The 24,717-nt window shown below is 55.9% G+C and carries 26 protein-coding genes and 2 pseudogenes; 18 read left to right on the forward strand and 10 right to left on the reverse strand.

The genetic code is table 11. The features are described from left to right. The 6 genes and pseudogenes from glyA to ACR0LY_RS15240 form a co-directional block, all read right to left on the reverse strand. A pseudogene (gene glyA, locus ACR0LY_RS15215) lies at positions 1-142 on the reverse strand (serine hydroxymethyltransferase); the annotation flags it as partial. 22 nt (positions 143-164) lie between these two features. Next, a complete protein-coding gene (locus tag ACR0LY_RS15220; RefSeq protein WP_170352148.1) occupies positions 165-2,795 on the reverse strand; it encodes a phosphoenolpyruvate carboxylase in 2,631 nt (876 codons plus the stop codon). After that, a complete protein-coding gene (locus ACR0LY_RS15225) occupies positions 2,795-3,766 on the reverse strand; it encodes a 2-hydroxyacid dehydrogenase (protein ID WP_170352144.1) in 972 nt (323 codons plus the stop codon). Before ACR0LY_RS15225 ends, ACR0LY_RS15220 begins: the two co-directional genes overlap by 1 nt. Then, a complete protein-coding gene (gene sucD, locus ACR0LY_RS15230) occupies positions 3,766-4,653 on the reverse strand; it encodes a succinate--CoA ligase subunit alpha (protein WP_170352143.1) in 888 nt (295 codons plus the stop codon). The genes ACR0LY_RS15225 and sucD overlap by 1 nt, the downstream gene beginning before the upstream one ends. Beyond that, positions 4,653-5,849 carry a malate--CoA ligase subunit beta gene (locus tag ACR0LY_RS15235; protein ID WP_170352142.1) on the reverse strand — a complete coding sequence of 399 codons (1,197 nt, stop codon included), beginning with the start codon at positions 5,847-5,849 and terminating at the stop codon, positions 4,653-4,655. The genes sucD and ACR0LY_RS15235 overlap by 1 nt, the downstream gene beginning before the upstream one ends. 28 nt (positions 5,850-5,877) lie before the next feature. Beyond that, positions 5,878-7,119: a pyridoxal-phosphate-dependent aminotransferase family protein gene (locus tag ACR0LY_RS15240; RefSeq protein ID WP_170352141.1), complete on the reverse strand. Its 1,242-nt coding sequence runs from the start codon at positions 7,117-7,119 to the stop codon at positions 5,878-5,880. Between the two features lie 218 nt (positions 7,120-7,337). Here ACR0LY_RS15240 and ACR0LY_RS15245 point away from each other — a divergent pair, with 218 nt between their 5' ends. Further along, the gene (locus ACR0LY_RS15245; RefSeq protein ID WP_254428658.1) at positions 7,338-7,967 is read left to right on the forward strand and encodes a response regulator transcription factor; all 630 of its coding nucleotides are present in this window, start codon (positions 7,338-7,340) and stop codon (positions 7,965-7,967) included. A 56-nt stretch (positions 7,968-8,023) separates the two neighbouring features. Continuing rightward, a pseudogene (locus ACR0LY_RS15250) lies at positions 8,024-8,398 on the forward strand (DDE-type integrase/transposase/recombinase); the annotation flags it as partial. Positions 8,399-8,432: 34 nt separating this feature from the next. Here ACR0LY_RS15250 and ACR0LY_RS15255 read toward each other — a convergent pair. Further along, complete coding sequence (locus tag ACR0LY_RS15255) at positions 8,433-8,843, reverse strand: helix-turn-helix domain-containing protein (RefSeq protein ID WP_170350775.1); 411 nt, start codon at positions 8,841-8,843, stop codon at positions 8,433-8,435. Between the two features lie 69 nt (positions 8,844-8,912). On the opposite strand from ACR0LY_RS15255, the gene ACR0LY_RS15260 reads away from it, so the two are divergent. After that, entirely contained in the window at positions 8,913-10,298 is a 1,386-nt protein-coding gene (locus ACR0LY_RS15260) for an MFS transporter (protein ID WP_170350776.1), read from the forward strand. A 617-nt stretch (positions 10,299-10,915) separates the two neighbouring features. Here ACR0LY_RS15260 and ACR0LY_RS15265 read toward each other — a convergent pair. Then, entirely contained in the window at positions 10,916-11,626 is a 711-nt protein-coding gene (locus tag ACR0LY_RS15265; protein ID WP_480641098.1) for a globin domain-containing protein, read from the reverse strand. 105 nt (positions 11,627-11,731) lie between these two features. Next, positions 11,732-12,820 (reverse strand): NAD(P)/FAD-dependent oxidoreductase, encoded by a 1,089-nt coding sequence (locus tag ACR0LY_RS15270; protein ID WP_170350778.1) that lies wholly within the window; start codon positions 12,818-12,820, stop codon positions 11,732-11,734. Positions 12,821-12,894: 74 nt separating this feature from the next. On the opposite strand from ACR0LY_RS15270, the gene ACR0LY_RS15275 reads away from it, so the two are divergent. After that, positions 12,895-13,230 carry a winged helix-turn-helix transcriptional regulator gene (locus tag ACR0LY_RS15275; protein ID WP_170350779.1) on the forward strand — a complete coding sequence of 112 codons (336 nt, stop codon included), beginning with the start codon at positions 12,895-12,897 and terminating at the stop codon, positions 13,228-13,230. 142 nt (positions 13,231-13,372) lie between these two features. On the opposite strand, the gene ACR0LY_RS15280 is transcribed toward ACR0LY_RS15275, so the two are convergent. Then, positions 13,373-14,449, reverse strand: a complete 1,077-nt coding sequence (locus tag ACR0LY_RS15280; RefSeq protein WP_170350780.1) for a helix-turn-helix domain-containing protein — start codon at positions 14,447-14,449, stop codon at positions 13,373-13,375. A gap of 7 nt (positions 14,450-14,456) precedes the next feature. On the opposite strand from ACR0LY_RS15280, the gene ACR0LY_RS15285 reads away from it, so the two are divergent. From ACR0LY_RS15285 to ACR0LY_RS15350, 14 genes are all read left to right on the forward strand, one after another. Then, positions 14,457-15,758 carry a sterol desaturase family protein gene (locus ACR0LY_RS15285; RefSeq protein WP_480641101.1) on the forward strand — a complete coding sequence of 434 codons (1,302 nt, stop codon included), beginning with the start codon at positions 14,457-14,459 and terminating at the stop codon, positions 15,756-15,758. 182 nt (positions 15,759-15,940) lie between these two features. Continuing rightward, a complete protein-coding gene (locus ACR0LY_RS15290; RefSeq protein WP_170350782.1) occupies positions 15,941-16,306 on the forward strand; it encodes a VOC family protein in 366 nt (121 codons plus the stop codon). A gap of 242 nt (positions 16,307-16,548) precedes the next feature. After that, positions 16,549-16,920: a YciI family protein gene (locus ACR0LY_RS15295; protein WP_170350783.1), complete on the forward strand. Its 372-nt coding sequence runs from the start codon at positions 16,549-16,551 to the stop codon at positions 16,918-16,920. A gap of 3 nt (positions 16,921-16,923) precedes the next feature. Continuing rightward, positions 16,924-18,159, forward strand: a complete 1,236-nt coding sequence (locus ACR0LY_RS15300; RefSeq protein WP_170350784.1) for an RNA polymerase sigma factor — start codon at positions 16,924-16,926, stop codon at positions 18,157-18,159. A gap of 68 nt (positions 18,160-18,227) precedes the next feature. Next, complete coding sequence (locus ACR0LY_RS15305) at positions 18,228-18,614, forward strand: VOC family protein (RefSeq protein ID WP_170350785.1); 387 nt, start codon at positions 18,228-18,230, stop codon at positions 18,612-18,614. A 24-nt stretch (positions 18,615-18,638) separates the two neighbouring features. Continuing rightward, positions 18,639-19,037, forward strand: coding sequence for an MAPEG family protein (locus tag ACR0LY_RS15310; RefSeq protein WP_170350786.1), 399 nt, complete (start codon positions 18,639-18,641; stop codon positions 19,035-19,037). A gap of 88 nt (positions 19,038-19,125) precedes the next feature. Beyond that, entirely contained in the window at positions 19,126-19,380 is a 255-nt protein-coding gene (locus ACR0LY_RS15315; RefSeq protein ID WP_217360547.1) for a TfoX/Sxy family protein, read from the forward strand. Positions 19,381-19,392: 12 nt separating this feature from the next. Beyond that, the gene (locus ACR0LY_RS15320) at positions 19,393-20,052 is read left to right on the forward strand and encodes a DUF2461 domain-containing protein (RefSeq protein ID WP_170350787.1); all 660 of its coding nucleotides are present in this window, start codon (positions 19,393-19,395) and stop codon (positions 20,050-20,052) included. A 506-nt stretch (positions 20,053-20,558) separates the two neighbouring features. Continuing rightward, positions 20,559-20,978 carry a hypothetical protein gene (locus ACR0LY_RS15325; RefSeq protein ID WP_170350788.1) on the forward strand — a complete coding sequence of 140 codons (420 nt, stop codon included), beginning with the start codon at positions 20,559-20,561 and terminating at the stop codon, positions 20,976-20,978. Then, positions 20,975-21,499 (forward strand): plastocyanin/azurin family copper-binding protein, encoded by a 525-nt coding sequence (locus tag ACR0LY_RS15330; RefSeq protein ID WP_170350789.1) that lies wholly within the window; start codon positions 20,975-20,977, stop codon positions 21,497-21,499. The genes ACR0LY_RS15325 and ACR0LY_RS15330 overlap by 4 nt, the downstream gene beginning before the upstream one ends. Before the next feature lie 2 nt (positions 21,500-21,501). Next, on the forward strand, positions 21,502-22,203 hold the full coding sequence (locus ACR0LY_RS15335; RefSeq protein WP_170350790.1) for an RNA polymerase sigma factor: 702 nt from the start codon (positions 21,502-21,504) through the stop codon (positions 22,201-22,203). 133 nt (positions 22,204-22,336) lie between these two features. Beyond that, a complete protein-coding gene (locus tag ACR0LY_RS15340) occupies positions 22,337-22,609 on the forward strand; it encodes a hypothetical protein (protein WP_170350791.1) in 273 nt (90 codons plus the stop codon). A gap of 23 nt (positions 22,610-22,632) precedes the next feature. After that, complete coding sequence (locus ACR0LY_RS15345; protein WP_170350792.1) at positions 22,633-23,847, forward strand: NnrS family protein; 1,215 nt, start codon at positions 22,633-22,635, stop codon at positions 23,845-23,847. Then, positions 23,844-24,347 (forward strand): DUF2478 domain-containing protein, encoded by a 504-nt coding sequence (locus ACR0LY_RS15350; protein WP_170350793.1) that lies wholly within the window; start codon positions 23,844-23,846, stop codon positions 24,345-24,347. The genes ACR0LY_RS15345 and ACR0LY_RS15350 overlap by 4 nt, the downstream gene beginning before the upstream one ends. Positions 24,348-24,717: the final 370 nt, after the last annotated feature.

The raw sequence follows: 24,717 nt of genomic DNA on the forward strand, positions 1-24,717 counted from the left end.
CAGAGACGATGTTCTCGGACGCGATCAGCTCGATCTCGTCGCGCTGGCGGCCCAGCTCAGATGTGATCGAACCAAAAAGCTCAGGGTCACGATCAGATAGGGATTGGGTGAAAAAACCGTCTAGACGATGCGGGACATTCACGGGGCATATCTCCTGAAATTGGTTAGCCGGTCCAGCCAAGGCCAGCGGAAATAGCGTTCATGGATTGCAGTAGCGGCACAGGGACTGATCCTGCTTGCGATTTGTTTCGGGCTTGTTGCAGCAGTTCGACTTGCAATGCGTGAATGCGAGCCAGCTCCGCCCGTTTGCGATCAAATCGTTCGCACAGCCGGGGAAAACGGTGACCTATTGTCTGACCGCCAGTCAGAAACTGCACAGCGCTGCAAGCGTTATCGAATTCTGTTTTGATCGCCTGAGAGATGCTTTGGCGGATATACTTATCGCGCACCAGTTCGCCGTATTGCGTGGCGATGCCCATATCAGCCTGATAGAGCGATTTCTCCATCTCATCGACAGCGAGGCGGAACAGGCGAGATTTCTGAAACATTTCTTGCAAAACTTCGTCACCGCGCGAACCTCGGAATTTGCGAAAGCTGGCCATGGCTGCACCAAACCCGTACCAACCGGTAATCAGGTGGCGGTTCTGCGACCACGCAAAAACCCATGGAATAGCCCGCAGATCATCGAGACTAGCTGCGCCGAACCGACGGGTCGGGCGGGAGCCGATTTTTAGGCGAGCAAGTTCCTCGACGGGGCTGGCCTGCTGGAAGTAGTCCAGAAAACCCGGCATCTGCAGAAGCGATACATAGGCTGTTTGCGACAGTTCCGATAGGGCATCCAGCGCATCGTCAAATTCGGGCCGGGGCGGGGTTTCGCTGGGGTTAGCCGTATGTCGAAGCGTGCTTGAGAGCAGTAATTCCAGATGCGCTGCAGCTGTGCCGCGGTTAGCATACTTGGTCGAAACAACCTCACCCTGTTCCGTAACACGCAAGCGTCCGGCAATGGTTCCGCTGGGTTGTGCGGCGATGGCGCGCCCGGTAGGTGCTCCGCCCCGGCTGACGGAGCCGCCGCGCCCATGAAAAAATGTAGCCTTGAAACCTTGCGAGGCCAGTGCTGTGACGATCCTTCGTTGCGCGCGCTCCAATTCCCAGGTTGAACAGAAATAGCCGCCATCCTTGCCACTATCTGAGTAACCCAGCATCACCTCGATCACGTTACCTTCGGTTTTAAGGCTGCGGCGGGAAAGCGGAACATCAAGAACGTCCAGCAATATCGCTGGGGCATTGCGCAGGTCGGCAATCGTCTCGAACAGTGGGACCACTGATAAATCCAGAGTTTCGGACCCGAATCCTGCGTACCGGGCCAGAAGATAGACACCGAGAATGTCGTCGGCGGAACGGGTCATTGACAGGATGAATGGTCCGATAGCCTTGGGGTCTGGTCCCGATCGAACGCTGTAGACAAGTGTCAGGAGGGCAAGGAGCTCTTGGGCCTGATCACTCAGCGCTTCCCGATTTTGATAGGGCAAGTTCTGATCGGCCAATTCGGCCCGCAAACGGGCAGACCATTCGGGCGTACCATATTCCAATGCCTGCCCGGATTGTGACCAAATTTCGGCCAGAACATCGGTTGTGACGGTGGAATTCTGGCGTATGTCCAGCGTTGCGGTACGGAACCCAAAAACCGCTGCGGCCCGGCGCAGTGGGCGGATATGTCTTCGCGCCAGATTTTCGGCTTTGACCGCGCATAAAGCGGCATCAAGCGCGTTTAGATCGTTCACGAATTGCGAAATGTGGTTATAGCCGTCTTTTATCAGCCGAAGGCGTAAGGCATCCAGAGCCTTCCGGAACGGTTCGTTCTGATTGCGGCCAGTGTCCGGAGCCCGGTCGACAATTTCTTGTACACGTGTCCTGTGTGGTTCGGGCAGCGGCAATATGAGCGCACTGATACTCAGCTTGCTTGCGGCTTGTTTAAGGGCTTGACCGTAGAGGTCCAGAACCGTTTCGCGCCCACGTTGCAAGGCCAGCGCGGTCATCTCTGTCGTGACATTCGGATTGCCGTCCCGGTCGCCTCCGATCCAGCTGTGAAAGCGAATACTGGGCGTTTTGCTCAAGGTCTTTCCCAGCATGTGCAGGCAGGCTTGATCGAACCGATCCATGACTTGCGGGACAGCGTCAAAGATTGCGTCCCTGAAGAATTGCAAACCCCACTCGATCTCATCGTGCAGGCTTGGCCGCGTCAGGCGAAGTTCACCGGTCAGCCACAGGAGGTCAATTTCACCTTCCAGGTTTTTCAGCAATTCGGCGCGCTCAGTTGGAGTCCAGCGTTGCGTTTCAAGACTGACAAGGTTGCGATAAATCCGCCGGTGGATTTCCAGTACGGTGACCCGTTTGGCCTCGGTTGGATGCGCGGTTAGGGTGGGTCCGGCACACAGATTAGCGGTCAGTTTTTCCATTGGGCTGTCTGCCAGGGACAGGTCAGACAACACCTCGGCAAACCCGCCTTCGACCGCTTCGGGCCCGCTATTGGTCTCGGTCAGTCGACGATCTCTGACTTCGGCGTTTTCATCGATGATACGCAACAGTTGGAACCAGATAGACAGGGCCTGCAAATAGGGCGTCGCCTCGGGCCCGGTGGGGATGGATTGCAGCGGTGAGGCCCCGGCCCATGTCGCTACATGCGGCGCCCGTTTCATCAAAATGTTCCGCCACAACGCCCGCAGTTCCGAGCGCAACCCATCAGCATAGCTTGAACGGTTCAGGGGGGACTGAATATTTTGGGCCAGCGCTTGCATCAGATCACCCGGTCACGTGGTTCACGGCCTTGGAAAAAGTCACTCAGATTATCGAGAACGCGGAAGCCCATCGCTTCGCGGGCCTCGCGCGTTGCGCTGCCCAGATGCGGCAGCATCACGAGGTTGTCACATTGCAGCAGATCCGGGCTGATGCGGGGCTCGCCGTCGAAGACGTCCAAGGCCGCACCACCGATCATGTCGAACATCAGCGCCTGAATCAGAGCCCATTCATCAATCACCTCGCCGCGCGCAGTGTTGATCAGGAATGCGTCAGGCTTCATCAGGCTCAGTCGGCGCGAGTTGATCAGGTGCCGGTTCGCGGAGCCGCCGGGGCAGTGCAGTGACACAAAATCGCACTGGGGCAAGAGATCATCGATCGTGTCCACCTGTGTTGCGTCGCACTGGCCCAATACGTCCGCGGCCACCTCGCTGCGGTTATAGACGAGGACGTTCATACCGAACCCGTGATGGGCACGGCGAGCCATTTCCTGGCCGATCCGGCCATAACCGATGATGCCCAGCGTCTTGCCGCTGACCTTTGTGCCCACAAGATGCGTCGGCCGCCAGCCGGTCCACTTGCCGGAGCGCAATTCGCGTTCGCCCTCACCTGCCCGGCGCGCAACCATCAGTAGCAACGTCATGGCCAGATCGGCCGTACACTCGGACAGGACATCCGGTGTATTTGTTACCGTCATGCCTAGCTCACGCGCCGAAGGTTCGCAGATATGGCTATAGCCGACCCCATAATTGGCAATGATCTTAGTCTGCGCGCCAGGCACATCCAATGCCTCGGCGCTGAGCGTGTCGGTGACCGTGGGTAGGACAGCATCATAGGTTTTCAACGCCCGCCGGATGTCTGCCGGGGACATTGGCTTGTCCCCGGTATTCAGCACGGCGTTGTAGTTTTCGGCCAGCTGCGCCTCGACGGCGGCAGGCCAGCGACGGGTGACTAAGACCGAAGGTTTAACCATCACGCAGCCTCCATCACTCGTGCGATTGTCTCACCAATCACGGCGGGGTTTTCGGCCACGGTCACACCAGCAGCGGACAGGATTTCAACCTTTTCGCTGGCGCTTTCGCCAAAAGCCGAGATGATCGCACCGGCGTGCCCCATGGTTCGACCTTTGGGGGCGGTCAATCCGGCAACATAAGCAATGACCGGTTTTGTAATGTGATTGCGGATGTATTCCGCGGCTTCAGCTTCCTGCGGACCGCCGATTTCGCCAATCATCGCAATGATGTGGGTATCCTCGTCCTCTTCAAACCGTTGCAGGATATCTTTGAACGAGGACCCGTTGATCGGATCGCCACCGATACCGACGCTGGTCGAGACGCCGATCCCACGCTCTTTCAGTTGCGCAGCGGCTTCATAGCCCAGTGTGCCCGAGCGACCAATGATGCCGACATTGCCAGGCAGGTAAATATGGCCTGGCATTATACCCAGCAGAGCCTTACCGGGGCTGATTGTACCGGCGCAGTTCGGTCCAGTCAGAACCATACGTTTTTCTCTGGGATAGCGGTACATGTAACGCTTTACGCGGATCATGTCCTGCGCCGGGATACCGTCCGTGATGCAGACACAGTAGCGGATACCGGCATCTGCGGCCTCCATGATTGAATCAGCAGCGAAGGGTGGGGGCACAAACACAAGGCTGGCATCCGCTCCGGTTGCCTCAACGGCCTGTTTCACGGTGTCAAACACCGGTACACCTTCAACGGTTTCACCACCCTTGCCGGGAACAACTCCGCCGACAACATTGGTGCCGTAGGCCAGCATATCCTTTGTGTGAAAGCGCGCCATGCGTCCAGTGATGCCCTGAACGATGACGCGGGTGTCGCGGTCGAGAAGAATGCTCATTACACGGCCCTCATCTTGGTGTTTTGGGACAGATCATTCTGCCATGCGCCCACCGCCCGTTCAGCGGCTTCCATCAAAGTGGTGGCGCGGATGATCGGTAGGCCGGATTTGGCGAGAATCTTTTGGCCTTCTTCGACATTCGTACCGGCAAGTCGCACGATGACCGGGATGTCGATATCCAACTCACGCAGCGCCTGCACAACGCCCTCGGCGACCCAGTCGCAGCGGTTAATACCAGCAAAGATATTGACCAAAACCGCCTGAACGTTCTTGTCGGACAGAACCAGTCGAAAGGCCTTGGCCACGCGCTCGGGTGAGGCACCACCACCGATATCAAGGAAGTTCGCGGGCTCGCCCCCGGCCAGTTTGATCGTATCCATCGTGGCCATGGCCAGACCAGCGCCGTTCACGATGCAGCCGATATTGCCGTCCAGCCCGACATAAGACAGGCCACGGTCCGCCGCGCGGCTTTCACGGGGATCTTCCTGGCTTTTATCCCGAAGTTCAGCGATCTGCGGATGACGGAACAGGGCATTGTCGTCAAAGCTCATCTTCGCGTCCAATGCCAGCACACGGTCGTCGCCAGTGATAACCAATGGATTGATTTCAACCATCGTGGCGTCCAGATCGCTGAAGGCGGCATAGCAGCCCTGCAACGTCCGTACCATTTGCTGAACCAGACGAGCCTCAAGGCCCAGATTGAAGGCTATCTCGCGGGCCTGGAACTCCTGGAGGCCAACTGCGGGTTCCACGATGGACCGCACGATGCTGTCCGGGCGTTCCGCCGAGATCTCCTCGATCTCCATTCCGCCTTCAGACGAGGCGACGATCATGACCCGCTGGCTGGAGCGGTCCAGAACAAAACCAAGATAGATCTCGCGATCAATCGGCACAGCGGACTCGACATAGACACGATAGATGCCTTTGCCTTCCGGTCCGGTCTGATGGGTCACCAACTTGCGGCCGAACATCTCGTCACAGGCCTCGTGGATCTCGTTTTCACTGTTACACAGTTTGACGCCACCCGCTTTGCCGCGGCCACCCGCATGGACCTGGGCTTTGACAATCCACTTGTCTCCGCCCAGTTCGCGGGCGCGATAGGCCGCCTGTTCCGGGCTATAGGCCAAGGCACCTGACGGTACGGCGACGCCAAAATTCGAAAGAACCTCTTTCGCCTGGTATTCATGGATATCCATCTGCATTCCTCCCGTTCATGCAGTGCGTTCAAGCAGCGATCGATGTGCCGTAACGGCTTTCGAGCAATGCCTCGATCTCTTCGAAATCGACATTGCCGCCCAGTTCCCGCATGGCTTCGGCAAACAGGCGGACGATCCGGCTGACGGCCTGGCGGTTGAGCTGATTGAGGATGCCGATGCGTACCTGAACCGGCGCGCTGAGCGTCGGCCAGATCCCAAAACCCCTTGCCCGACAGTTCTGCACCAGCTCCATCTCTCGCCCGGCCAGTTCCGGCGGCAGATTCAGCACGACCAGGCTGGGCATGTCAGAAGTCACCTCGCATCCCATGGCCGTAACAGCATCGCGCAGCACGCGTTCATGGGTTTTGTACGAGGCCGTCCGTCTGGCCAGACCTTCCTGAAGTGTCAGACGCAGGGACTCATGGAACGCGGCGACTGCGTATCCGGAATGGGTTCTGTGATAGGTTCCCTTTTCGACGTCCTGACCGTCGACAATACCCCAGTGACGCGCCTCGAATAGAGGATTGTGAACATAACTGTAGGCACCCGTCGCTCTGAGGGATTCAATAAAGGCATCTGTAAAGCTGACCGGTGCATAGGTCAGCGGCAGGCAGCACAGGCCCTTCTGCGGGCAGGAGGCCCAACCGGCGATCCCCGGATAGTCATCGATCGAAAAGTCATCGACGCCGAGGGATGAGACCGCATCGACCAGGCCCATCACCCCATGACGCTCGCATGCGTCCGAGAAGCCACGCAGATCATTGACGCGACCCGAACCCGTTTCCCAATGCGCCATAAAGGCCCATTTTGGTTTGTGCTGTTCCAGCGCGGCTTCAACCAGTTCACCAGTGACCGGCTGTCCATGCGGAACATCAACGACCGTTACGCTGGCGGCCTGTGGATCAAGCGGGCTGGCGGCATGCTCCTCGGGCGTGGCCGCCTTGATGCTTAGGGTCAGCGCATCAATGCCGGAAAAGGTGCCGTTGGCAAAGGCCACGACTTTATCACCGGGCATCACGGCGGAGAACATGGTGTCCAATGCGCTCCAGCCGGTACCGGCCACAGCAAAGGTATAGGTGTTATCGGTTCCCCAGATATTGCGCAGCATGTGCTTGCATTCGACCATCCCGCGCAAAACGTCGCCCTGCATGTGATCCGCAACCCCGGCATTGGCGAAGGCCTGCAAAACGCGGGCGTCCGTATTGCCCGGCCCCGGACCAGCAGCCAGTGTCTCGGGGATCTCAAGCGGGGGATAAATCTGAAAAGTCATTCGATCCTCCTTGATCGTCGGCGTGATCAATCACGCCCAAATATCGCGTTGTGGATCAGAAAAGCCTTGCTTGCATCATTGCGCAACGTAACTTACTACTGCTTTGGGACTTCTAATAGGATTAGAAAAAAACTACCCGTTTTGGCAGAAATACCGCAGTATACCAAATTATTTCCTATACTTACGGGTAGTTTTTTGGGTTTTTGGGTGTAAAATCAATGGCAGAGCCTTCACAGCAACCGATTAACGTTATGCTTGCCGACAACAATCCACTGGTATTGTCGGCCATGTCCGAGATTTTCGAGCGTGATCCACGATTCTCTCTGGTGGCAACATCAGCAACCGCCGAAGGCTTCTTGGGCGCGGTTATGAGAGTTCCGGTCAAGGTCTGCGTGATCGCCTGGAATTTGCCGGTCTTGGGCGCCGCCAAATTGATCGAGGTTCTGCGTGAACAGGAGAACGCGCCCCGTTTCGTCGTATATGGAGACGATGCCGGAGACGTGCCGCGCCTTGCTATGCAGGCAGGAGCTGCGGGGTTCGCATCCCGGTCAGGTGAGGTCGATGTTTTGCTGGAAACTTGTTCGGATGTTGCCCGAGGCAAAATGGTTTTTCCGTTCATCGATGTTCGGAAAATGCAGCAGGATCCAATTCACAGCCTGTCTCGTAAAGAGCGCGTCATCCTTGAAGCGTTGGCCAAGGGCCTATCCAATCGTGAACTTTCGAAGGACCTGCAAATCTCGACAAATACAGTCAAATTTCACCTGAGCAACATCTATGAAAAGCTCTCGGTTAAAAACAGGGCGCAAGCGATTGCATTCTACTATTCTTCTGGCGCTGCCTCAGATTAACAGATTTGCACCTATGGCCGAGCATTTACTAGCTATCACGCAATATGTGGAAGCCCAAGCAGGCCAAAACGCTCGAATTCAAGCTTTCAGAACGTCGCAGCAAACAGGTCGCCACAAAGTTCTTCGCCAAGATGCTGGAGGTCAACGGCCTCCCACGAAAGATTGTCATCGGCAAAAGCAGCACAAACACTGCGGGTATCAAAGCAATCAACAGAATGCTCAAGGGTTTTGGTTGCCCGATACCAATAGAGATGGTCAGGCGGAAGTACCTGAACAATATCGTCGAACAGGACCACCTGTTCATTAAGAGGCGAACAAGACCGATGCTTGGAGTTAAGGCCTTCGCATCAGCCGAGGCAAGCTTGGACGAGATCGAAATTGTGCACATGATTACTCCGAGCCCGTATTTTCAATTCGTCGAATTGCATTAAAAGACCTGCCTGCTGTCAGGCTACGCAGACGCTTTCATCGCTTTTGAGTGGCGACGGAACGCGATGCAAACTCCATGAGGCGCCTGAACTTTGGGCAATCCATATGGGTCTCTGCCGGACAATCCGCCACGTGACGCAACGCATCGCGTAGCCGGGTGAGACCACGGATTTGTTCATCAAGAGTATCTGCGCGCAGGTGCAATTCAGGGCGTGGCAATTGCGGAGTGCCATCATTGGCGAACATGTCCTTGATCTCAGCAAGTGAGAATCCCGCCATTTTTCCTAAAGAGATCAAAGCAAGCTGCGTCGCGACGCGTATCTCGAATTGCCGTCGAAGCCCATTCCTAGCGGCGGACTGGATCAGCCCGATCTCCTCATAATAGCGCAGTGTTGAGGGGGGGACGCCGCTCCTTTTGGACAGGACGCCAATATCAAGAAGTTTCATAGTTGACCTCAAGTCGACTTGAAATGGCAGGATAGCTCCTCACTGGCACATGAGACAAGAGAGTTTACGATGACTGATACAGTGCAGGCGCAATCTTCCATTCCCATCCTGATCACTCTCGCTGCAGCGACATTGACCGCCTCATTGGGTATCAGTATTGCCGCGGTAATGCTTCCGACGCTGACGCGTAGCTTCGCTGCGACAGTTTCAGAGGTGCAGTGGGTCGTACTGGCTTACCTGACATCCGTGACCATCACGATCGTATCCGCCGGGCGGCTTGGCGATCTATTCGGCCACGGTCGCTTGCTGATTGCTGGTCTCATCGTCTTTATTGCAGCGTCGGTTCTGTGCGCTATGGCCCCGAGCCTGGGCTTGCTGATTACTGGGCGCGCGTTGCAGGGGCTTGGCGGAGCGATCCTGATCGCGCTTCCAATGTCTATCGCACGTGATTTTGTCCCGACTGAGCGGTTGGGTACGGCAATGGGATTGCTTGGCACGACTTCTGCTGCGGGGACTGCCCTGGGCCCCTCACTGGGCGGTGTGTTGTTGGCGATGGGCAACTGGCGCATGGCATTCTGGTTTCTTGCCGGCTTTGCTGGTGTCACGCTTATACTGTCTGTCACCGCAATCACGCGCGATTCTGAACGTCCGACAGTATCCTGCCGAGAATTGGATTTTCCGGGAACCATAGTGTTGGTTATTGCACTGGCAGCCTACGCTCTGGCAACCAGTGGCGGAGCCTCACGTATCCCCGTGCCACCGGTTGCATTGTTTTCTGCTGCTCTGATCGCAATCGTCTTTTTTGGGCTTGTCGAAACCCGTGTAGCTTCACCGCTGGTGCCGATGAAATTGCTCCGCGACCAGAGGACAAGTATCGGGCTTTTTTCGAACCTTCTGGTCAGCGCAATCATGATGTCCACTTTGGTCGTTGGTCCGTTCTTTCTGGCATTTTCTCTGGAATTGAACGAAGCGATCATCGGTTTGGTTATGGCAGTTGGGCCGCTGGTCGCTGCGCTCTTCGGGGTTCCGGCCGGATGGGTGACGGACAGGTTTGGTTCGGATCGCGCGATGACCATCGGCCTTGTGCAGACTACGGTTGGTCTGCTGTGTCTGGCGTACCTGCCGGGATACTTCGGTGTCGGCGGCTATTTGGCCGCACTCATCATGTTGACGCCCGGCTTCCAACTTTTTCTTGCCGCTAACAACACAGCGGTTCTGATACACGCCGCCAAAGAACAACGTGGCCGGCTCTCTGGCCTTCTCGGGCTCTCGCGGAACCTGGGTCTGATGACGGGTGCCTCTGCAATACCCACGCTATTCGTCAACATAGTCGGGAAGGGAGATGCCACTAATGCTCCGGCCGCAGATGTTGCCTATGCTTTTTCGATGACTTTCACGGCCACTGCATGTTTGGCCCTGATTGCCCTGGGGCTGGCAATTAGCAGCCGAGCCTAGCGCGCCCGCAATGCGCCGACCCCCGCCGAGTGACGTTGCCGAGAAAGGTAATCCGCGTATTGCGGGGCGATTGTGGAGCAGCCAGAATTCTTGTTTTCGGATCGAAACGGCCTTTGAAGTCACTACGGCAATGCAAAGTGGACGGGCAGGGTTGCTGATCCTCCCCCTCTGAAGTGGTCCGACGTTATGGTTAAGAAAATGAAGGAGCCACATGGCGAACAAGCGACCGAAGCCGGAAGAGATTGTATCAAAGTTGCGGCAAGTTGAGTTATTGATGGGCAAGGCATGTCCCGTCTGGATGCTTTGGACCGGTGGCTTGAAGCCATGGAATCTTCTGGAATCCCGTTGTGAGGCACCCTTTACTGATCATGCTTGGATTGCGTGCCGGCATTTCTTTCCTGTTCCGACTTATAAACACTGTTGGGGACCGGCAGTCATGTTCACGCCATAATCAAGAGACTGGCTATTCCGTACAGCCCGGCAATGACGGCTCGTGTGTTTGCGCAGCAGGTGAGTTCGTACCCGCCTCAGTTTTCGGTCGCCGCAAATGGCCGGTCTGGTGAAGCCTCACCACGGCTCATAACGGCCTTGCCTAAGTCCGCTATGAGCCGGATGGGTTACATCATCAGTGCCTTTCCTACCAATGCTTGCTTGTTTGGATATTGCGAAACATCAACACCGCGCTCCATCAGTGCTTCGCTAAGTTCTTCCTCGCTCAAGGCTTCGATCGCTTCGGTTGTCATTTTCATGAAATTGATCCGGCGCTTGAGCAGGCCGTTTGTGTCACCAAAAACGTGTCGATCCTCAAACGCGAACTCATCCGCGTATTTGGTCATGAAGTAAGTTAGGAAGGTGTTTAGGCTGGTTCGGACACGGGGATCATCCGCCATCAAATCCGAGGATGCATCAAGCGTTTCTCGCATCAGGGTGACCCAACGCTTGGCCCCTTTGTCGTTCATCAGGGCCATCGCGTTGTGGGTGTGATGGAAACTCAGCCGGAACTCTGCGCCGTGATAGTACGGGCCGCCGCCCATGACATCGATCCACATTGACGCCTGAGTTGTGACATGGTGGTTCAGCCCACCGACCCGTTCAAACACGGACGTGAACCAAGGCTCATCGGCAAAGACACGTTCATAGAACCTATGCACGATGCCGACGATGGGCTCTTGCCCGAGGACGGAATAGAGTTGCCAAAACTGAATGGGCTTGCTCAGGTCACCGGGGGCCGTCAGCGAGACAACCTCTGCCATCCGGAGTGCTTCCGGCGGTAGCAGCCCCTTATCGATTGCCGATTTAATATAGGCCTGCTGGATTCTCTCGCTCATGTAACCATGGCGGGTCGGAAATTTGGGAAGGTCAACACGGAGCATTGGGCGAATTCCTAGAGCGTCTTGATGCCAGAAAAATGATGGCTGGGGCAGGGCAGACCGTCACCGCCCAAATGCCTTGCGGTACTTCTGGATAAAGAGTTCTTTTCCTTTCATCTTCCGTGTGACCCAGTCACCGACAGTCGCAAAGAGCCAACTGTTTCCGATTTTGGGGCCTAGCGGAACGAGGATCGGTGCCATTTTCCAAGGCGCGTAGGGCTTTTGTTTCTCTACGGGTTGCCCGCTGAGGACCTGTTTCAGGGTCTTGATCAGCCAAGGGTTCTGACGAGAGATCGCAACAATCGTCATACTGTCACCGACGTCGGCTATGTCCCCGGCGATGAAGACATTTGGGTACTCGGACGGGCGCAACCAGCTATCCGTCTTAATCCGGCCAGAGGGCGCCACGGTCACCGCGGGCAGCGTTTGCGCCAATGCCGTATTTGGTTTGGACCCGATCACGGGGAAGACCAGATCAGCTTCGATAACGCGGCTATCTGACAGTTTTACTGATCCGGCATAAGGTTTGTCCGCGTGCCGCAGATTCTCTGCCCTTTGACCTACCACGACGTTCACGCCGGCGCGTTCCAGCTTGCGTTTGAGCTCTGCCCCCAGCTTGACGGGATACGTTGGAAACAAGCTGTTGTCAGACGAAACCAAAGTGATGCCCTTACTGGGCTGTGCCGCTGCAATCTCTCCGGCCAACTCGGTACCGACGGGGCCGGCCCCAACGATGACGACCGATTTCGCAGACGCCAGCCGAGCGCTGACATCGGCACTGGCCTTGCGAAAGTCATCCATACTTTCGCCCGCCGGTTTGAAAGGGGCTGCATAAGACGAACCAGTTGCCAGGACGATGTAATCCGCAGGGTAAGCAGAGCCGTCTTCCAGCGTTACCTCGGATTGAGTCACAGTAGCGGCACGGCCGCGGATGACCCGTCCATTCTTCAGCAAGCGGTCGTAAGGCAAAATGATCTGATCCAGCAGATCGGGCTCTAGTAGCGCACGAATGGCCGCTGGCGGCTGCATGAAAGCCTCTCGCTGCTCGATCAGAGTGACATCAGCGTATTCATCCAACTCTTTTGCAACTTCAAAGCCGACGTACCCACCGCCAACTATCACGACTTTCTGCTTGTCCATTCTGTTCCTCATTGCTTTCCGTCCGTCTGAGCCGTAATTAGAAACACAAGATCACAACGACAAGTACGGTCATTTGGGATACTGTCATGGCGCCTGTTGAACCGGATGAAAATTGCCTCATTGAACCTTTGATTGAGGCGATATCGGGTAAGTGGAAGCTCTTGGTCATCTATTGGCTGGCGCAGGAAACCTCGCGGTTCAATCAATTGCAACGAAATCTTGGCAGCATCACGCACCGGACGCTGACCCGCCAGCTTAGCGAGTTGCAAGACGCCGGGTTTGTGTCGCGCAAAGATTTCAAAACGATCCCACCGCATGTGGAGTATAGCCTCACACCTTTGGGCCTAAGCCTGATACCAGTGTTACAAGTTATGCATGATTGGGCAGCGGCAAATGTGGACAAGCTAGCCACTAGGAAGTGAGGGCTTCGTACGTCAATTGTTGCGTATTTGCAGGAGAAAGAAGAATAGTCTGAGGCGCTGCACATCAATGTTCGCTTGTGAATAAACAGAAACGCTGCACTGGACACTTTGATCAAGGTCAGCAAAGGGCGGCTGGCTGCGATCATTCCTCTCGTAACAACGCTTCGTTTCGGTATTCTGTGGGGGTCTTGCCTGTTTGCGAGCGAAAGGCCCGATTGAATGGCCCAAGCGAAGAGAAGCCAACGTCAAAAGCAATGCTGAGCACTGTACGCTCGGCCATTTCCGGCTTTTCCAGCATCGCTTGCGCCTCGTGAACGCGAAATGCGTTCACGAAGCTGGTGAAATTGCGGTGCCCCATTCCTTGATTGATCGCAGACCGTAGCCGATGCTCTTGCGTCCCGAGTTTGGCCGCCATTTGTGCTACAGTCAGCCCTTCCTCTCTCCAAAGACCTGCAGCCATCGCAGTATCAATACGCTTGATCAATGCCGCTTGCGCAGGGTTCGGGTTTATGTCGCGCTGCGAGGCAGCAGAGTGTTCGATCCAAATGTCGGGTGCAACACGCACCGACCAAACCAGGAAGGTCGCTGCAGACAGGCAAATTGCTGATGCCTGTAGCGGGAATACCCAATACGGAAGCACCTGATCCAAATGGGTGATTTCAATCACCGTGATGATTATGCCAAGGGTCAATAGCCAGACCAGAAACCAACGGCGAAACCGGCGGCGTTCGGCAATCAAATCTTCGACCTCGCCTGACACAACAATTTTCAGCATGTGCAAAAAGAAGATCAGCACGCATGCGCCACGAACCACACCGAGTGGAAATTGCAGCTGGGTCAACCAGCTTGTCCCAACGATCAGAACCGCAACTGTGATCTGCCAGGGTCGAATGACGACGTCATCCTGAAACAGCTCAATCGCGGCCCAATAGATCAGAACCGGGATCACGCCCGCGATCATCACAAGTACAAACCGGATTGGCCCCTCGCTCAGATCGATACCCGGAGAGGACACGATCACATAAGGGCCTAGGCTCAGGCACAGCAGCACGACGGCCAGACTTTTCCGGGTTCGGGGTCCGTTTGCCAAAAAGATCACAGCACAGAGAAAGAGAACGCCAACGGCGCTACCACGCAGGAAAATATCGAAGGCCGCTAAATCTGACATCACGCGCATAAGCGAAGTGCGAATTGGCTTGCCGGTCAATGGCTGGACCATGTCGAAAATGAAAAATACTCGCCGAAAACTCAAGTTGCCCATCGTTTTTCGAAATCAGAGGGAATCCGATACCCGCCTGCGTCAGGTCGTTTTGCATGTCCTTTCGCACTTGGAGAAGCCAATGACACATCTCACTACACTGCTTTCCGTCTATGCAAATGTCTTTGGCGGAGACTTCTTGCGCTATGTTTTGGGCGCAGGCGGTACGTATCTGTTGATCAATGTCCTTCTGGCACGTCGGCTTGCCGCGCAAAAAGTCCGCCTGTCGGATCCACCCAAGGGCCAGATCCGTCGCGAGATCCTGGTAAGCCTGCGGACCGTTCTGATCTTTACTGCTGCTGGTACATCAATCGTGCTGGGCGCCAGGGCAGGGGTCATCACGATATACCAACAGGTCGCGACATTTGGCTGGGCCTATTTCGCGTTCAGCATCGTGGCGCTGATCGTCCTCCACGATGCGTGGTTTTATTGGACACACCGCGCGCTGCACTACCCGCCGCTGTTTCGGCGGTTCCACCGGTTGCACCATAAATCACACCAACCTACGCCCTTCACCTCCTATAGCTTCGATGTCGGTGAGGCTGTGGTAAACGCGGTTTACCTGCCTTTGGTATTGATTCTCCTCCCGGCGCATCCATTGGCGTTGTTCGTTTTTGTAACCCATATGATGCTGCGCAATGCAGTGGGTCACTGCGGGATCGAGATCTTTCCAGCCGATCAGAAAGGCCGCCCTGTCTTCGGCTGGCTAACAAGCGTCACCCATCACGATCTGCATCACGCTTATGCCGGTTACAACCTCGGCCTGTATTTTTCTTGGTGGGATCGGCTGATGAAGACGGAACATCCCAAGTACCTCACCGAGTTTGCCCGCGTTGCGCCGCGCATCCGGCCTGTTGGTCTGAAAGCAGCACTTCTGTTTGTAGCGATTGTTGGGGGTCTGGCAGCCAGTCGCGGCGATGCCTTCGAGCTCAGTGGTCGCTACGCGTCGCCTGGTCTTGGTATCATAGTTGAATTCGAGGATTGTGGCGCGGATGGTGCCACCAGATGCGGTCGGTTGCTCTGGAGTTGGGAGGGGCAGACACCCCATGCGAAGAGAGGCGATTTGATCCTGACGGATCTTGTGTTCAACGGTACTGCCTGGGAGGGAATGCTGCGGGACCCAGAATCCGGGCGGACATATCGAGGCACAATCAGACAAGCGAGCCAACATCGGCTTATCCTCAAGGGCTGCGCCGGCATCATCTGTGCAAGCCAGACATGGCACTCTACAAACTACCTTCGATCCGTACTTTCTGAACACGGAGGTTAACTCCACGCATTGCGTGTGAACACGTTACCAAATCGGCGTCGGGACCGTAATGCGATAGGCGGCTTTGTCAAAGTTGCGCTGGAGGGCCAGTGTGTTCCATGGATGTCTCCTGTGGGCTGAGCTTATCAAATGACGTAAATTGAAGTAACGTATTTTGGTTAACAGCAGGTCTTGTTTTTAAGATGGAAAAAGTGCTGGGACTTGGCGGGTTTTTCTTCAGATCTGAGGATCCTCCCGCGTTGGCAGATTGGTACCGCGATCATCTGGGAATTGATCTTGTCCCCAATGATTATGAAACGCCCTGTTGGACACAGGAAGCGGGCGAAACTGTCTTTGCCCCGTTCGAGAAGGTGACCGAGTATTTCGGAAATCAGGAAAAGGCATTCATGTTGAATTTTCGTGTTCGCGACATTGAAAAAATGATTGCGCAGTTGGAATCCAAAGGTGTCGAAGTGCGTCGCGATCCAGATTCTCCTTATCCGAATGGCAAGTTTGCGTGGCTCAATGACCCTGAAGGCAATCCGATTGAGCTTTGGGAACCTGCTTAATTTCTGGGCCCACTGGTTTAATTATCCCGATCCTGTCGGCGTAATAAAGCGCCGCGAGTTTCTGTGCTGCACAATGACTGGATTTCTTCAGATGATCGACGGGAAGATATCGGTCCTCCGGGCGCAATGCGTGTTGCAATTGCAGAACCACGGTATCGAGTCAAACATCCAAATTGGTTGGCCGTCGGATTTGCATGTGCTCGCGCGTCCTTGCAGCATGTATCAAAAGGACGGAGGTAATTATGATCTATGCAATCACGATCTATGGAGAGGCGGGCGTGTTTGAGGCTCTGCCGAGAGACCGTCAGGATGAGGTAATGTCGGGCCATGGTGCACTGCAAACAGCGTTAAATAAGCGGGGGGAGTTTGTTTCGATAAAGCTGATGCCGCCGACCTCTGCAGTGATGGTCGAACCGGCCGCCAGCGAGGGCACCGCGCCGCTGATTACCGACGGTCCGTTTGCCGAGACGAAGGAGAACTTCCTTGGGTTTTACGCTGCCGATTTCAAAGATCTTGATGAGGCTTTGGAATACGCAAAGATGATTTCCTCACCCGTTGCGCGGCTCGAAGTACGGCCTGTGGCCTGGGCCGGGGGTGTCATTTCATCGGAGTAGCTCATGTCGGACTGGCTGGAGGCCACATTCGCCCTACAACGCCCACGTGCCATTGCGGCCCTGACGCGGGTGTTTCGCGATATCGATACGGCCGAAGAAGCCTTTGCCGATGCGTGCCTTAAGGCGCTGACGGTTTGGCCCAAGGATGGCGCGCCCCGTGATCCGTTGGCGTGGCTACTGACGACCGCCCGCAATGCGGGTCTTGACCATATCCGCAAATCCCAACGCCGCGCGGCAATTCTGTCGCGCCACACAGAGGAGTTTCAACCAGCGCCCACCGAAACACCTGACCCTGATGAGATGCGCGACGATGTCTTGCGACTGTTGTTCGTATGTTGCCATCCGGAATTGGATCAACGGGATCAGATTGCCATCGCTCTACGCGTGGTCGCGGGGTTGAGCGTCGACGAGATTGCCAGCGGATTCCTGGTTAAACCAAAGACAATGGAACAGCGGATCACCCGTGCCAAAAAGAAGATTGCGAGCAACTCGGTCGCTTTTGAAACGCCCAGCCCGGCAGAGAGGGGAGCGCGGCTGGGTGAAGTTTCCCTGATGGTCTACCTGATGTTCAGCGAAGGGTGGTCGACTTCGGCCGGTCCCAAACAGATGAAGCTTACATTGTGTGAAGAGGCCATCCGCCTCGCCCGCCTGCTTGTGGCGTTGTTCCCGGCCATGGGTGAGCAGTCTGCCTTGTTGGCGTTGCTGTTGCTCCAGCACGCCCGTCGGCGGGCACGTATCGATGCGGATGGAAAGCTTGTCGCGTTGGACGATCAAGATCGCGACCTTTGGGACCGTTCGGACATCGCCGAGGCAACGGGCCTTTTGCAAAAAGCCCAACGTATTGGTCATCGCGGGGTCTATATCATCCAGGCCGCAATCGCTGCGGCCCACGCCCGCGCGGCCTCATCTGAAGACGCCGACTGGGCCTTGATAGAGAGCCACTACGCCGCCCTTCATGCGCTGCAGCCGACCCCTGTGGTTAAACTCAACCAGATCGCTGCACAGGCCAAGTTGCACGGCCCGCAATATGCGTTGAAGGCGATGGAGGTAGTGGCAGAGGATCTGATCACCTATCGCTGGTATCACGCGATGCGGGGCGGCCTGTTGCAGGAAACTGGCGACCACAAAGCCGCCATCGCCGCCTTTGAGACCGTGATGACACTCGCTCCAACGGGCCCTGAACGCGTTGTGATCGCAGATAAAATCGCGATCAGCCAAAAAGAACTGCGCGGCGTGTAGGAAAGCCGGCACCTCGCGCGTCCATGGATCAGACCCGTATGTGGCGGGCACAACCAAGGGAGACACCCATGAGTATTCTAGAGATGACAACTGTCGGCAATTCCGGATGGATCGGGCATTCCGGACCGGATCAGGGCAAAGCCAAAGCCTTTTATCAGGATGTGTTGGGCTGGGCGATAAACGACATGCCGATGCAGGACGGGTCGAGTTATTCGGCCGCAGTGGTGGGCGAGACGCCCATTGGTGGCTTTTCACCGATGCCTGAGGACAATGGAAGCTGGACGATCTTTTTTACCGTGGACGACGTGGATGCGAGTGTTGCAAAGGCGCAAGCCAAGGGTGCCGCGGTCATTCAGCCTGCGATGGATATGCCGGGGGTCGGGCGCATGGCGACGCTAACCGACCCGCAGGGCGCGCGGTTCGCGCTGATTACCTATGAAAGCATGGCGTCCTAAGCGTCGCTCGAAAGGAGGGATCAGATGGAACAACTGCCCCAAATTGCGCTGATCGTGACAGCGGTGTTTGTCTTGATGAGCATTCCCATGGCAATCGCCGTTGGCGTGCGTCGTGCCAGGACTGGGATACTTTTGCTCCATGGTGAGGATGAGGGACTGCTACGCCTGATGCGGGCACACGGGAACTTCATCGAATATGTCCCGCTTGCCCTGCTTGCCCTCGCGGGTGCCGAGATTGCGGGAACGGCACCCTGGCTCATAGCTGTCTGTGGTGGGGTTCTGCTGCTAGCCCGCCTCATCCACTACTTCGGTTTGCGCGCATCAGCAGAAAGCAAAGGACGCGCAATTGGGGCGGCCCTGACGACCTTGACTATGATGGTGCTGGCTTTCGCCATCCTCTGGCAACTCGGCACAGCCGCCTGATGCCGGTAGATGAAAACCTTAACACTCGTGTGCGCGATGCTTTGGCCGCGCATGCGGGCATCTCCGAAAAGCGGATGATGGGCGGCCAGTGTTTCTTTTAAACGGCAACATGCTCTGCGGCGCGCGCCGTCACAAAGATGGGGTCGGTCGGTTCATGTTCCGGGTGGGTAAGGCGAACGAGAGCATGGCGCTGAAGGATCCAATGGCTAAGGAAGTGATCCATGGAACCCGTAAACTGGGGGGCTTTGTATATGTTGAAGAGGGCGACTGCGATGACCCAGCATTGCGACGCTGGGTAGAACTTTGCCTCGAACACGCCGCAGCCCTCCCGGCGAAAGACTGAATGGAGGATGTGATGGCTACATTTGAGAGTTTCTCGTCTGAGGCACTTGGTTTTCTTGAGGGTCTTGAGGCCAACAACACGAAGGATTGGTTCGCAGCGCACAAGACAACCTACGAAACCCAGTTGAAGGACCCCAGCAAGCATTTTGCCGACGGCATGGCTGGCGCATTGCAAGACCTGACTGGGCAGGGCCACCGCAGTAAGATCTTTCGCATCTACCGTGATGTCCGGTTCTCCAAGGACAAGACGCCCTACAACGCACACCTGCATATTGCGTTCATTCCGCAGGGCAACGCGGTTCAACCACCGATGTGGTTCTTTGGGCTATCGCCCGAAAAACTGTCCCTTGGCTGCGGGGTATTTCAGTATGACAAAAATGCACTGGACGCGTTCCGCACGGCAATGGCTGGTCCAAAAGGGGCAGAGTTGATCCAGCTCACTGAAGATATGCGACAGGATGGTTTCCGGATCGAGGACCCAGAATTGAAACGCGTTCCGACTGGCTTTGACAAAGATCATCCCCACGCAGAGGCATTGCGCCGCAAGGGCTTTGCCGTTTGGATGGACGCCGGGGCTCCTGCGTTTGTTATCGAACCGAACCTCATAGAACGAACGTCTGCGCTATTCGGGAAACTCATGCCGGTGTTTCAATTGCTTTCCAGGGACATGTAGCCAAGAATTTGCGCTCGCAGCGAGCGGCAGCTTAGACGAGTTGCACTGCGTCGAAGTAGTCCTGTTCCGGATCGCCGATCAGATTGTCGAACGGCATTGCAAAACATCGCAGCGGGCGAGCGCTGTTTTTGACTTCAACCTCTCCCAATTCCTCGAGCCTGATATTAATGCGAGGGCGGATTTGATCTTTTGCAGCGCGCGAAAGGCATATTCCACCCGGTGCCGCCAACCGGGCACCTCAGCACTAAGTCCACAGCGGTCCAATCCTAACATCCACCCTACCTTCAGGATGCTGCGGCGCGCTCCGTCGAAGGAGACATACGCTGAGAGTGCAAATTCCGGAAGTAGTTGAATTCATACATAGCTGACAATGCCACCCTGCAGCGCATTCACGATCAGCTTGCGCGATTTCGTCGAATTTCGGGAACCTTTCCGTGTTTCCTGCATCTAAGGAACCAGGAACGCACTAAAGCGAACCCGGTGAAACCCTTGGAAAGGACCAAACCATGTTCAGAAAAACCGTAGTTGCTTTTGGATTAATTGTCGCTGCCGCCCCAACTGCTAAGGCTCACGATGAACAAGCTCTCGCCAATGCCCCAGCCGGTGATCCTTATGTGAAAGTGAGCGACGTATTGCCATTGCCCGAGTTCATCCCTGGTCTGGGAACGCTCTTCGTCGACCCAACCACTCTGCCCGCAGGTCCGTTCCTCGCATATGATCGCGACGGTCGATTGTCAGCCACAGTCTACATGACACCACTCGACGATCTGCAAAACGGTGCATCATTTGACGGATTGAACATCGGTTCACACACCGTCAGCTCGACAGATATCTATTTCAATGCCGGGCATCCCGGCGTGGACAAGCCGCACGCGCATGTCGTGCTGTTTCACGACGAAAACGCAAAAGAGCGTCTGGCCGAATGATCTGTACGCGCCGTCATGCTCTATGGCTTGGGGGGCTGGCCCTTGCTTCCGTCGCCAGTTCGCGGATCGCGCTTGCGCAACCGATCGCCACGGTTGAGATGCGCGGCAGCCCGCGCGGCGAACGTATCTGGTATGATCCTGTTGGACTTGCTGTGTCTTCAGGCACCACCGTCCGGTTCACCAATCGTGATCCCGGCAACAGTCATACAGCAACCGCCTACCATCCGGCGAGCTATGATCGAAGGCGACGCATTCCCGCTGCGGCCGACCCGTGGGACAGTGACTTTTTGCTTCCGGATGAGTATTTTGAAGTCACCCTGATTACGCCAGGTGTATATGACTACTATTGCCTACCACACGAAATGGCGGCGATGGTTGGTCGCATAGTAGTTGGAACCCCGAGCGATGCCGGCTGGGAGGGAAGTTCACACGACAAGAGCGATGTTTCGGAAGATATTCTGACAGCTTTGCCTTTGGTAGAGAGGATCCTTTCGGAAGTTACCGTTCGCAGGGAGGACTGATCATGAAGGTCCAAACAAACCTCACTCAACAAGCAACCAGCGATGCGGCCAAATCGGAAGCTGAGCTTGTAAATGCCGCGCGTGACGGAAGCGAGCTGGCGGTCCGGGAACTTATCCGTCGCTTGAACCCCCGCCTGTTTCGCGTTGCCAGAGGTATCGTTGACAGCGACGCCGAGGCAGAAGAAGCGCTGCAGGAGGCTTATCTGTCGGCGTTCAGCAAACTGCAGGGTTTTCGTGAGCATGCCAGCTTTTCCACCTGGATCACCCGGATCGTGATCAACACGTCGCGTATGCAGCGCAGACGAGAGCATACTGCTGAAGAGTACAACACCGTCGACGAAACCAGAGCACCGAGTGTGATTATGTTCCCCGGACAAAATTCTGAACTCCCCGACGCAACGCTTGGGCGCGCGCAATTGAGAGATTTGCTTGAATCTGCCGTTTCCGATCTGCCACCCCATCTGCGACTGCCGTTTCTGCTGCGCGAAGCAGAGGAAATGAGTATTCATGCCATCGCCACCGAGCTTCAGGTCAACCCGATAACAGTAAAAACACGCCTCTTTCGCGCCCGCCGCAGGTTGCAAACTACAATTGAAAACCGGGTCCGGGGCGGCTTCGAAGCAATTTTCCCGTTTGGAGGCAAACGATGCGCCAACATGACCAATCTTGTAGTAGCGAGATTGCAAGAAGTCGGCGTTCTATGACGCATTTCTTTCGGCTCAGATCGACCATCCTGCAAACCGCGCTCAGGATTTTTTCCCCGGCAACAACGCAAATGCGGCGGCAGATTGACAACGATCAATTCCTTCGCGCCAAAGGAAGCTTAGGAAAACCCGTGTGGTAAAACTTGCTAAAACAGCAGGAGGTCTGTTTGTCGAACCCTCAAAACCCTATTCTGCTATGCTCTACCGCGTGACGGGCGCGCTGCGGGTTGCCCTGCTTACGCCCCTGTCGCGTTCTTTGACCTTTATTGCGCAAAAACGTGAACTGTGTCGCCAGCGTCTCGACCGAAATGTTGGGCGAGGAGCCTTGGCGGATGACTTTCTGCCCGGCGCTCCTGATTTCCAGCTCAGCGACGGGTTCCTGATTGGCGTGCGTGGCGCGGAGTGATCAGGGCTGACCAGCACAACACTATGACTTCGCGCAAGATCGTCCCATACCGTGTCCTGTTTCCCGCGGCATTTCTTTGCGCGTTGTTCACGATTGCCCTCTGGCCCCTAAGCGCATGGACTGATGGTTTTGGTCCAGCGTTTGAGCCTGCAATTGTCTGGCACGTTCACGAGCTGATTTTTGGCTTTGTTGGCGCGGCGATTGGTGGGTATCTGCTGACGGCTTTGCCAAGCTGGACAGGCCGACCGCCGGTTCAGGGTGGAGTTCTGATCACATTGTTGGCGTTGTGGGCCCTTGCGCGTGTTGCTATGGCGCTGGCGGATTTCGTGCCTTCCGGGCTGCTTGTCGTCTTCAATACCGGGTATTTTCTCCTACTGGCGGTTGTAATCGGAACTCAACTTCTGTTGGCGGGCATCTATCAAAAGCTTGGCTTTGTGTGTGCGATAGTGGGGCTTGGTATCGGTGAATTCTTGTTTTTGACCGCGACGCTGATGGGGTCCCCGTCCAGAAGCCTGGAAATGGTTGATGTATTTCTGCTTGGTCTCGCATTGCTGATGATCAACATCGGATTGCGCGCAATTCCGGCTTTCACAGGCAATTGGCTTACTCTCCACGACCGCGTCGGGCCTTTGGTCCCGAGCACTCAGTCTTTGGTCGTACCGCAGGTGCTGTTAGGTTTGGCCATTGTGGCCAGACTGATTGGCGCATCAGACTTGGCATATTTCGCGATGATTTGTGCGGCATTGGCAGTTTTTTGGTCAATGCTCAAATGGCGGACGCTGGCGATCATCCGGAACCCATTGCTTGTGGCACTGCACCTGGCCTTTTTCTGGGTACCCTTTGGTTTGATCGCCGTGGGTTTATCGGGGATTGCACCGTCGTTCTATCCTAGGGCGGACGCCTTGCATTCCATCACAATCGGCGGAATGGCCGGAATGATTATGGCGATCACAGGCCGGGCAGCGGCGCATACCGCCGAAGGTGGCTTGAGGGCCAATTGGGGGTTTACCATTGGAGTTTGGGCGATCTGGATTGCAACCTGCATTCGCATTGCGGCACCGGTTTTTCCGGGTCTTCCTCTCGTACTTTGCGTTGCTGTGCTGTGGTGCCTTGGCTGGACTGCTTTTCTGATCGGATTTATGCCTGCTCTCAGAGGAACACCACGGCGCCCAGCTTTAAGCGGCCGCAGGCATCAGACCAAAGTGAGTGCGGCATACACTGAAAGGACAGAGGGATGAAAATTGCATACGTCTCTTCGCAGAAACGGGGCGAAGCTGACAGGTTGTTGTCGGAGCTGGCCGATGAGCTGAACAACAACGGGTTTGAACTGCGCGGAATCGTGAAGGAGGCGAGCCATTCGCCCATTTATCAGGATGGGTGCGATATGAGCGTGCGAGTACTGCCAGATGGAGCGGTCATCAAGATTACGCAGAACCTCGGTGTCGGCTCGGAGGCGTGTAGATTGGATCCCAGTGCGCTTGCCGAAGCCGTGGCGCAGGTGGAGCAAAGCAGTTTCGAGAACGCCGATCTGTTCATACTGAATAAGTTCGGCCCCGAGGAATGCGCTGGCCGTGGATTCCGCTCGGTGATGGGCAAGGCCTTGGAACACGGTGTTCCGGTGCTGGTTGGCGTAGGGCCTGCATCCATCCCACAGTTTCAGGCCTTCGCTGACGGCCTTGCCATATCGCTGCCGGATGACGCCGTATCACTTCTTGACTGGTGCCTGACGCGCAATTAACAGCCAGCTCAATTTGAACGGTTCCCTTGGCGCTGTTGCATTAACCGGCATTGGTAGCGATGGTTCCCGTCTGATCTTCGATCCTTGAAGCCTACGATGAGCCGGAAACCCTCCTTTATGCAAAAACCCTGAATTGTCCCATTGCTGCTGACGTCAGACACGTATGGGCGAATTCTACACCTAGCTTAAAGACGCTGAAGAGGACCCGGCGACAGCAGTCCTCAGGGGATTTTGTGCGTGAAAACTATCCGCTGCAGACCGGTGCGAAAGTTCTGGATACGGGAATCTCAGCACCTAAACTCATCACGCTTGAACGCGCGCGAGAGCGAAAGGCTGCAGTATGATTAACGGCAGTAGTGGGCTCTCATCG

It is taken from the genome of Ruegeria sp. BC5, from assembly GCF_056539205.1.

Bases quoted from the DNA above. Each gene is read 5' to 3' on its own strand.
- ACR0LY_RS15265 (WP_480641098.1), bottom strand. From the start codon at position 11,626: ATGAGCGAGAGAATCCAGCAGGCCTATATTAAATCGGCAATCGATAAG.
- ACR0LY_RS15245 (WP_254428658.1), top strand. From the start codon at position 7,338: ATGGCAGAGCCTTCACAGCAACCGATTAACGTTATGCTTGCCGACAAC.
- ACR0LY_RS15325 (WP_170350788.1), top strand. From the start codon at position 20,559: ATGTTCAGAAAAACCGTAGTTGCTTTTGGATTAATTGTCGCTGCCGCC.
- ACR0LY_RS15240 (WP_170352141.1), bottom strand. From the start codon at position 7,119: ATGACTTTTCAGATTTATCCCCCGCTTGAGATCCCCGAGACACTGGCT.
- ACR0LY_RS15280 (WP_170350780.1), bottom strand. From the start codon at position 14,449: ATGGTCCAGCCATTGACCGGCAAGCCAATTCGCACTTCGCTTATGCGC.
- ACR0LY_RS15270 (WP_170350778.1), bottom strand. From the start codon at position 12,820: ATGAGGAACAGAATGGACAAGCAGAAAGTCGTGATAGTTGGCGGTGGG.
- ACR0LY_RS15220 (WP_170352148.1), bottom strand. From the start codon at position 2,795: ATGCAAGCGCTGGCCCAAAATATTCAGTCCCCCCTGAACCGTTCAAGC.
- ACR0LY_RS15330 (WP_170350789.1), top strand. From the start codon at position 20,975: ATGATCTGTACGCGCCGTCATGCTCTATGGCTTGGGGGGCTGGCCCTT.
- ACR0LY_RS15290 (WP_170350782.1), top strand. From the start codon at position 15,941: ATGGAAAAAGTGCTGGGACTTGGCGGGTTTTTCTTCAGATCTGAGGAT.
- ACR0LY_RS15305 (WP_170350785.1), top strand. From the start codon at position 18,228: ATGAGTATTCTAGAGATGACAACTGTCGGCAATTCCGGATGGATCGGG.
- ACR0LY_RS15235 (WP_170352142.1), bottom strand. From the start codon at position 5,849: ATGGATATCCATGAATACCAGGCGAAAGAGGTTCTTTCGAATTTTGGC.
- ACR0LY_RS15260 (WP_170350776.1), top strand. From the start codon at position 8,913: ATGACTGATACAGTGCAGGCGCAATCTTCCATTCCCATCCTGATCACT.
- ACR0LY_RS15295 (WP_170350783.1), top strand. From the start codon at position 16,549: ATGATCTATGCAATCACGATCTATGGAGAGGCGGGCGTGTTTGAGGCT.
- ACR0LY_RS15225 (WP_170352144.1), bottom strand. From the start codon at position 3,766: ATGGTTAAACCTTCGGTCTTAGTCACCCGTCGCTGGCCTGCCGCCGTC.
- ACR0LY_RS15350 (WP_170350793.1), top strand. From the start codon at position 23,844: ATGAAAATTGCATACGTCTCTTCGCAGAAACGGGGCGAAGCTGACAGG.
- ACR0LY_RS15320 (WP_170350787.1), top strand. From the start codon at position 19,393: ATGGCTACATTTGAGAGTTTCTCGTCTGAGGCACTTGGTTTTCTTGAG.
- ACR0LY_RS15345 (WP_170350792.1), top strand. From the start codon at position 22,633: ATGACTTCGCGCAAGATCGTCCCATACCGTGTCCTGTTTCCCGCGGCA.
- ACR0LY_RS15275 (WP_170350779.1), top strand. From the start codon at position 12,895: ATGGCGCCTGTTGAACCGGATGAAAATTGCCTCATTGAACCTTTGATT.
- ACR0LY_RS15310 (WP_170350786.1), top strand. From the start codon at position 18,639: ATGGAACAACTGCCCCAAATTGCGCTGATCGTGACAGCGGTGTTTGTC.
- ACR0LY_RS15255 (WP_170350775.1), bottom strand. From the start codon at position 8,843: ATGAAACTTCTTGATATTGGCGTCCTGTCCAAAAGGAGCGGCGTCCCC.
- ACR0LY_RS15300 (WP_170350784.1), top strand. From the start codon at position 16,924: ATGTCGGACTGGCTGGAGGCCACATTCGCCCTACAACGCCCACGTGCC.
- ACR0LY_RS15335 (WP_170350790.1), top strand. From the start codon at position 21,502: ATGAAGGTCCAAACAAACCTCACTCAACAAGCAACCAGCGATGCGGCC.
- ACR0LY_RS15285 (WP_480641101.1), top strand. From the start codon at position 14,457: ATGAAAAATACTCGCCGAAAACTCAAGTTGCCCATCGTTTTTCGAAAT.
- sucD (WP_170352143.1), bottom strand. From the start codon at position 4,653: ATGAGCATTCTTCTCGACCGCGACACCCGCGTCATCGTTCAGGGCATC.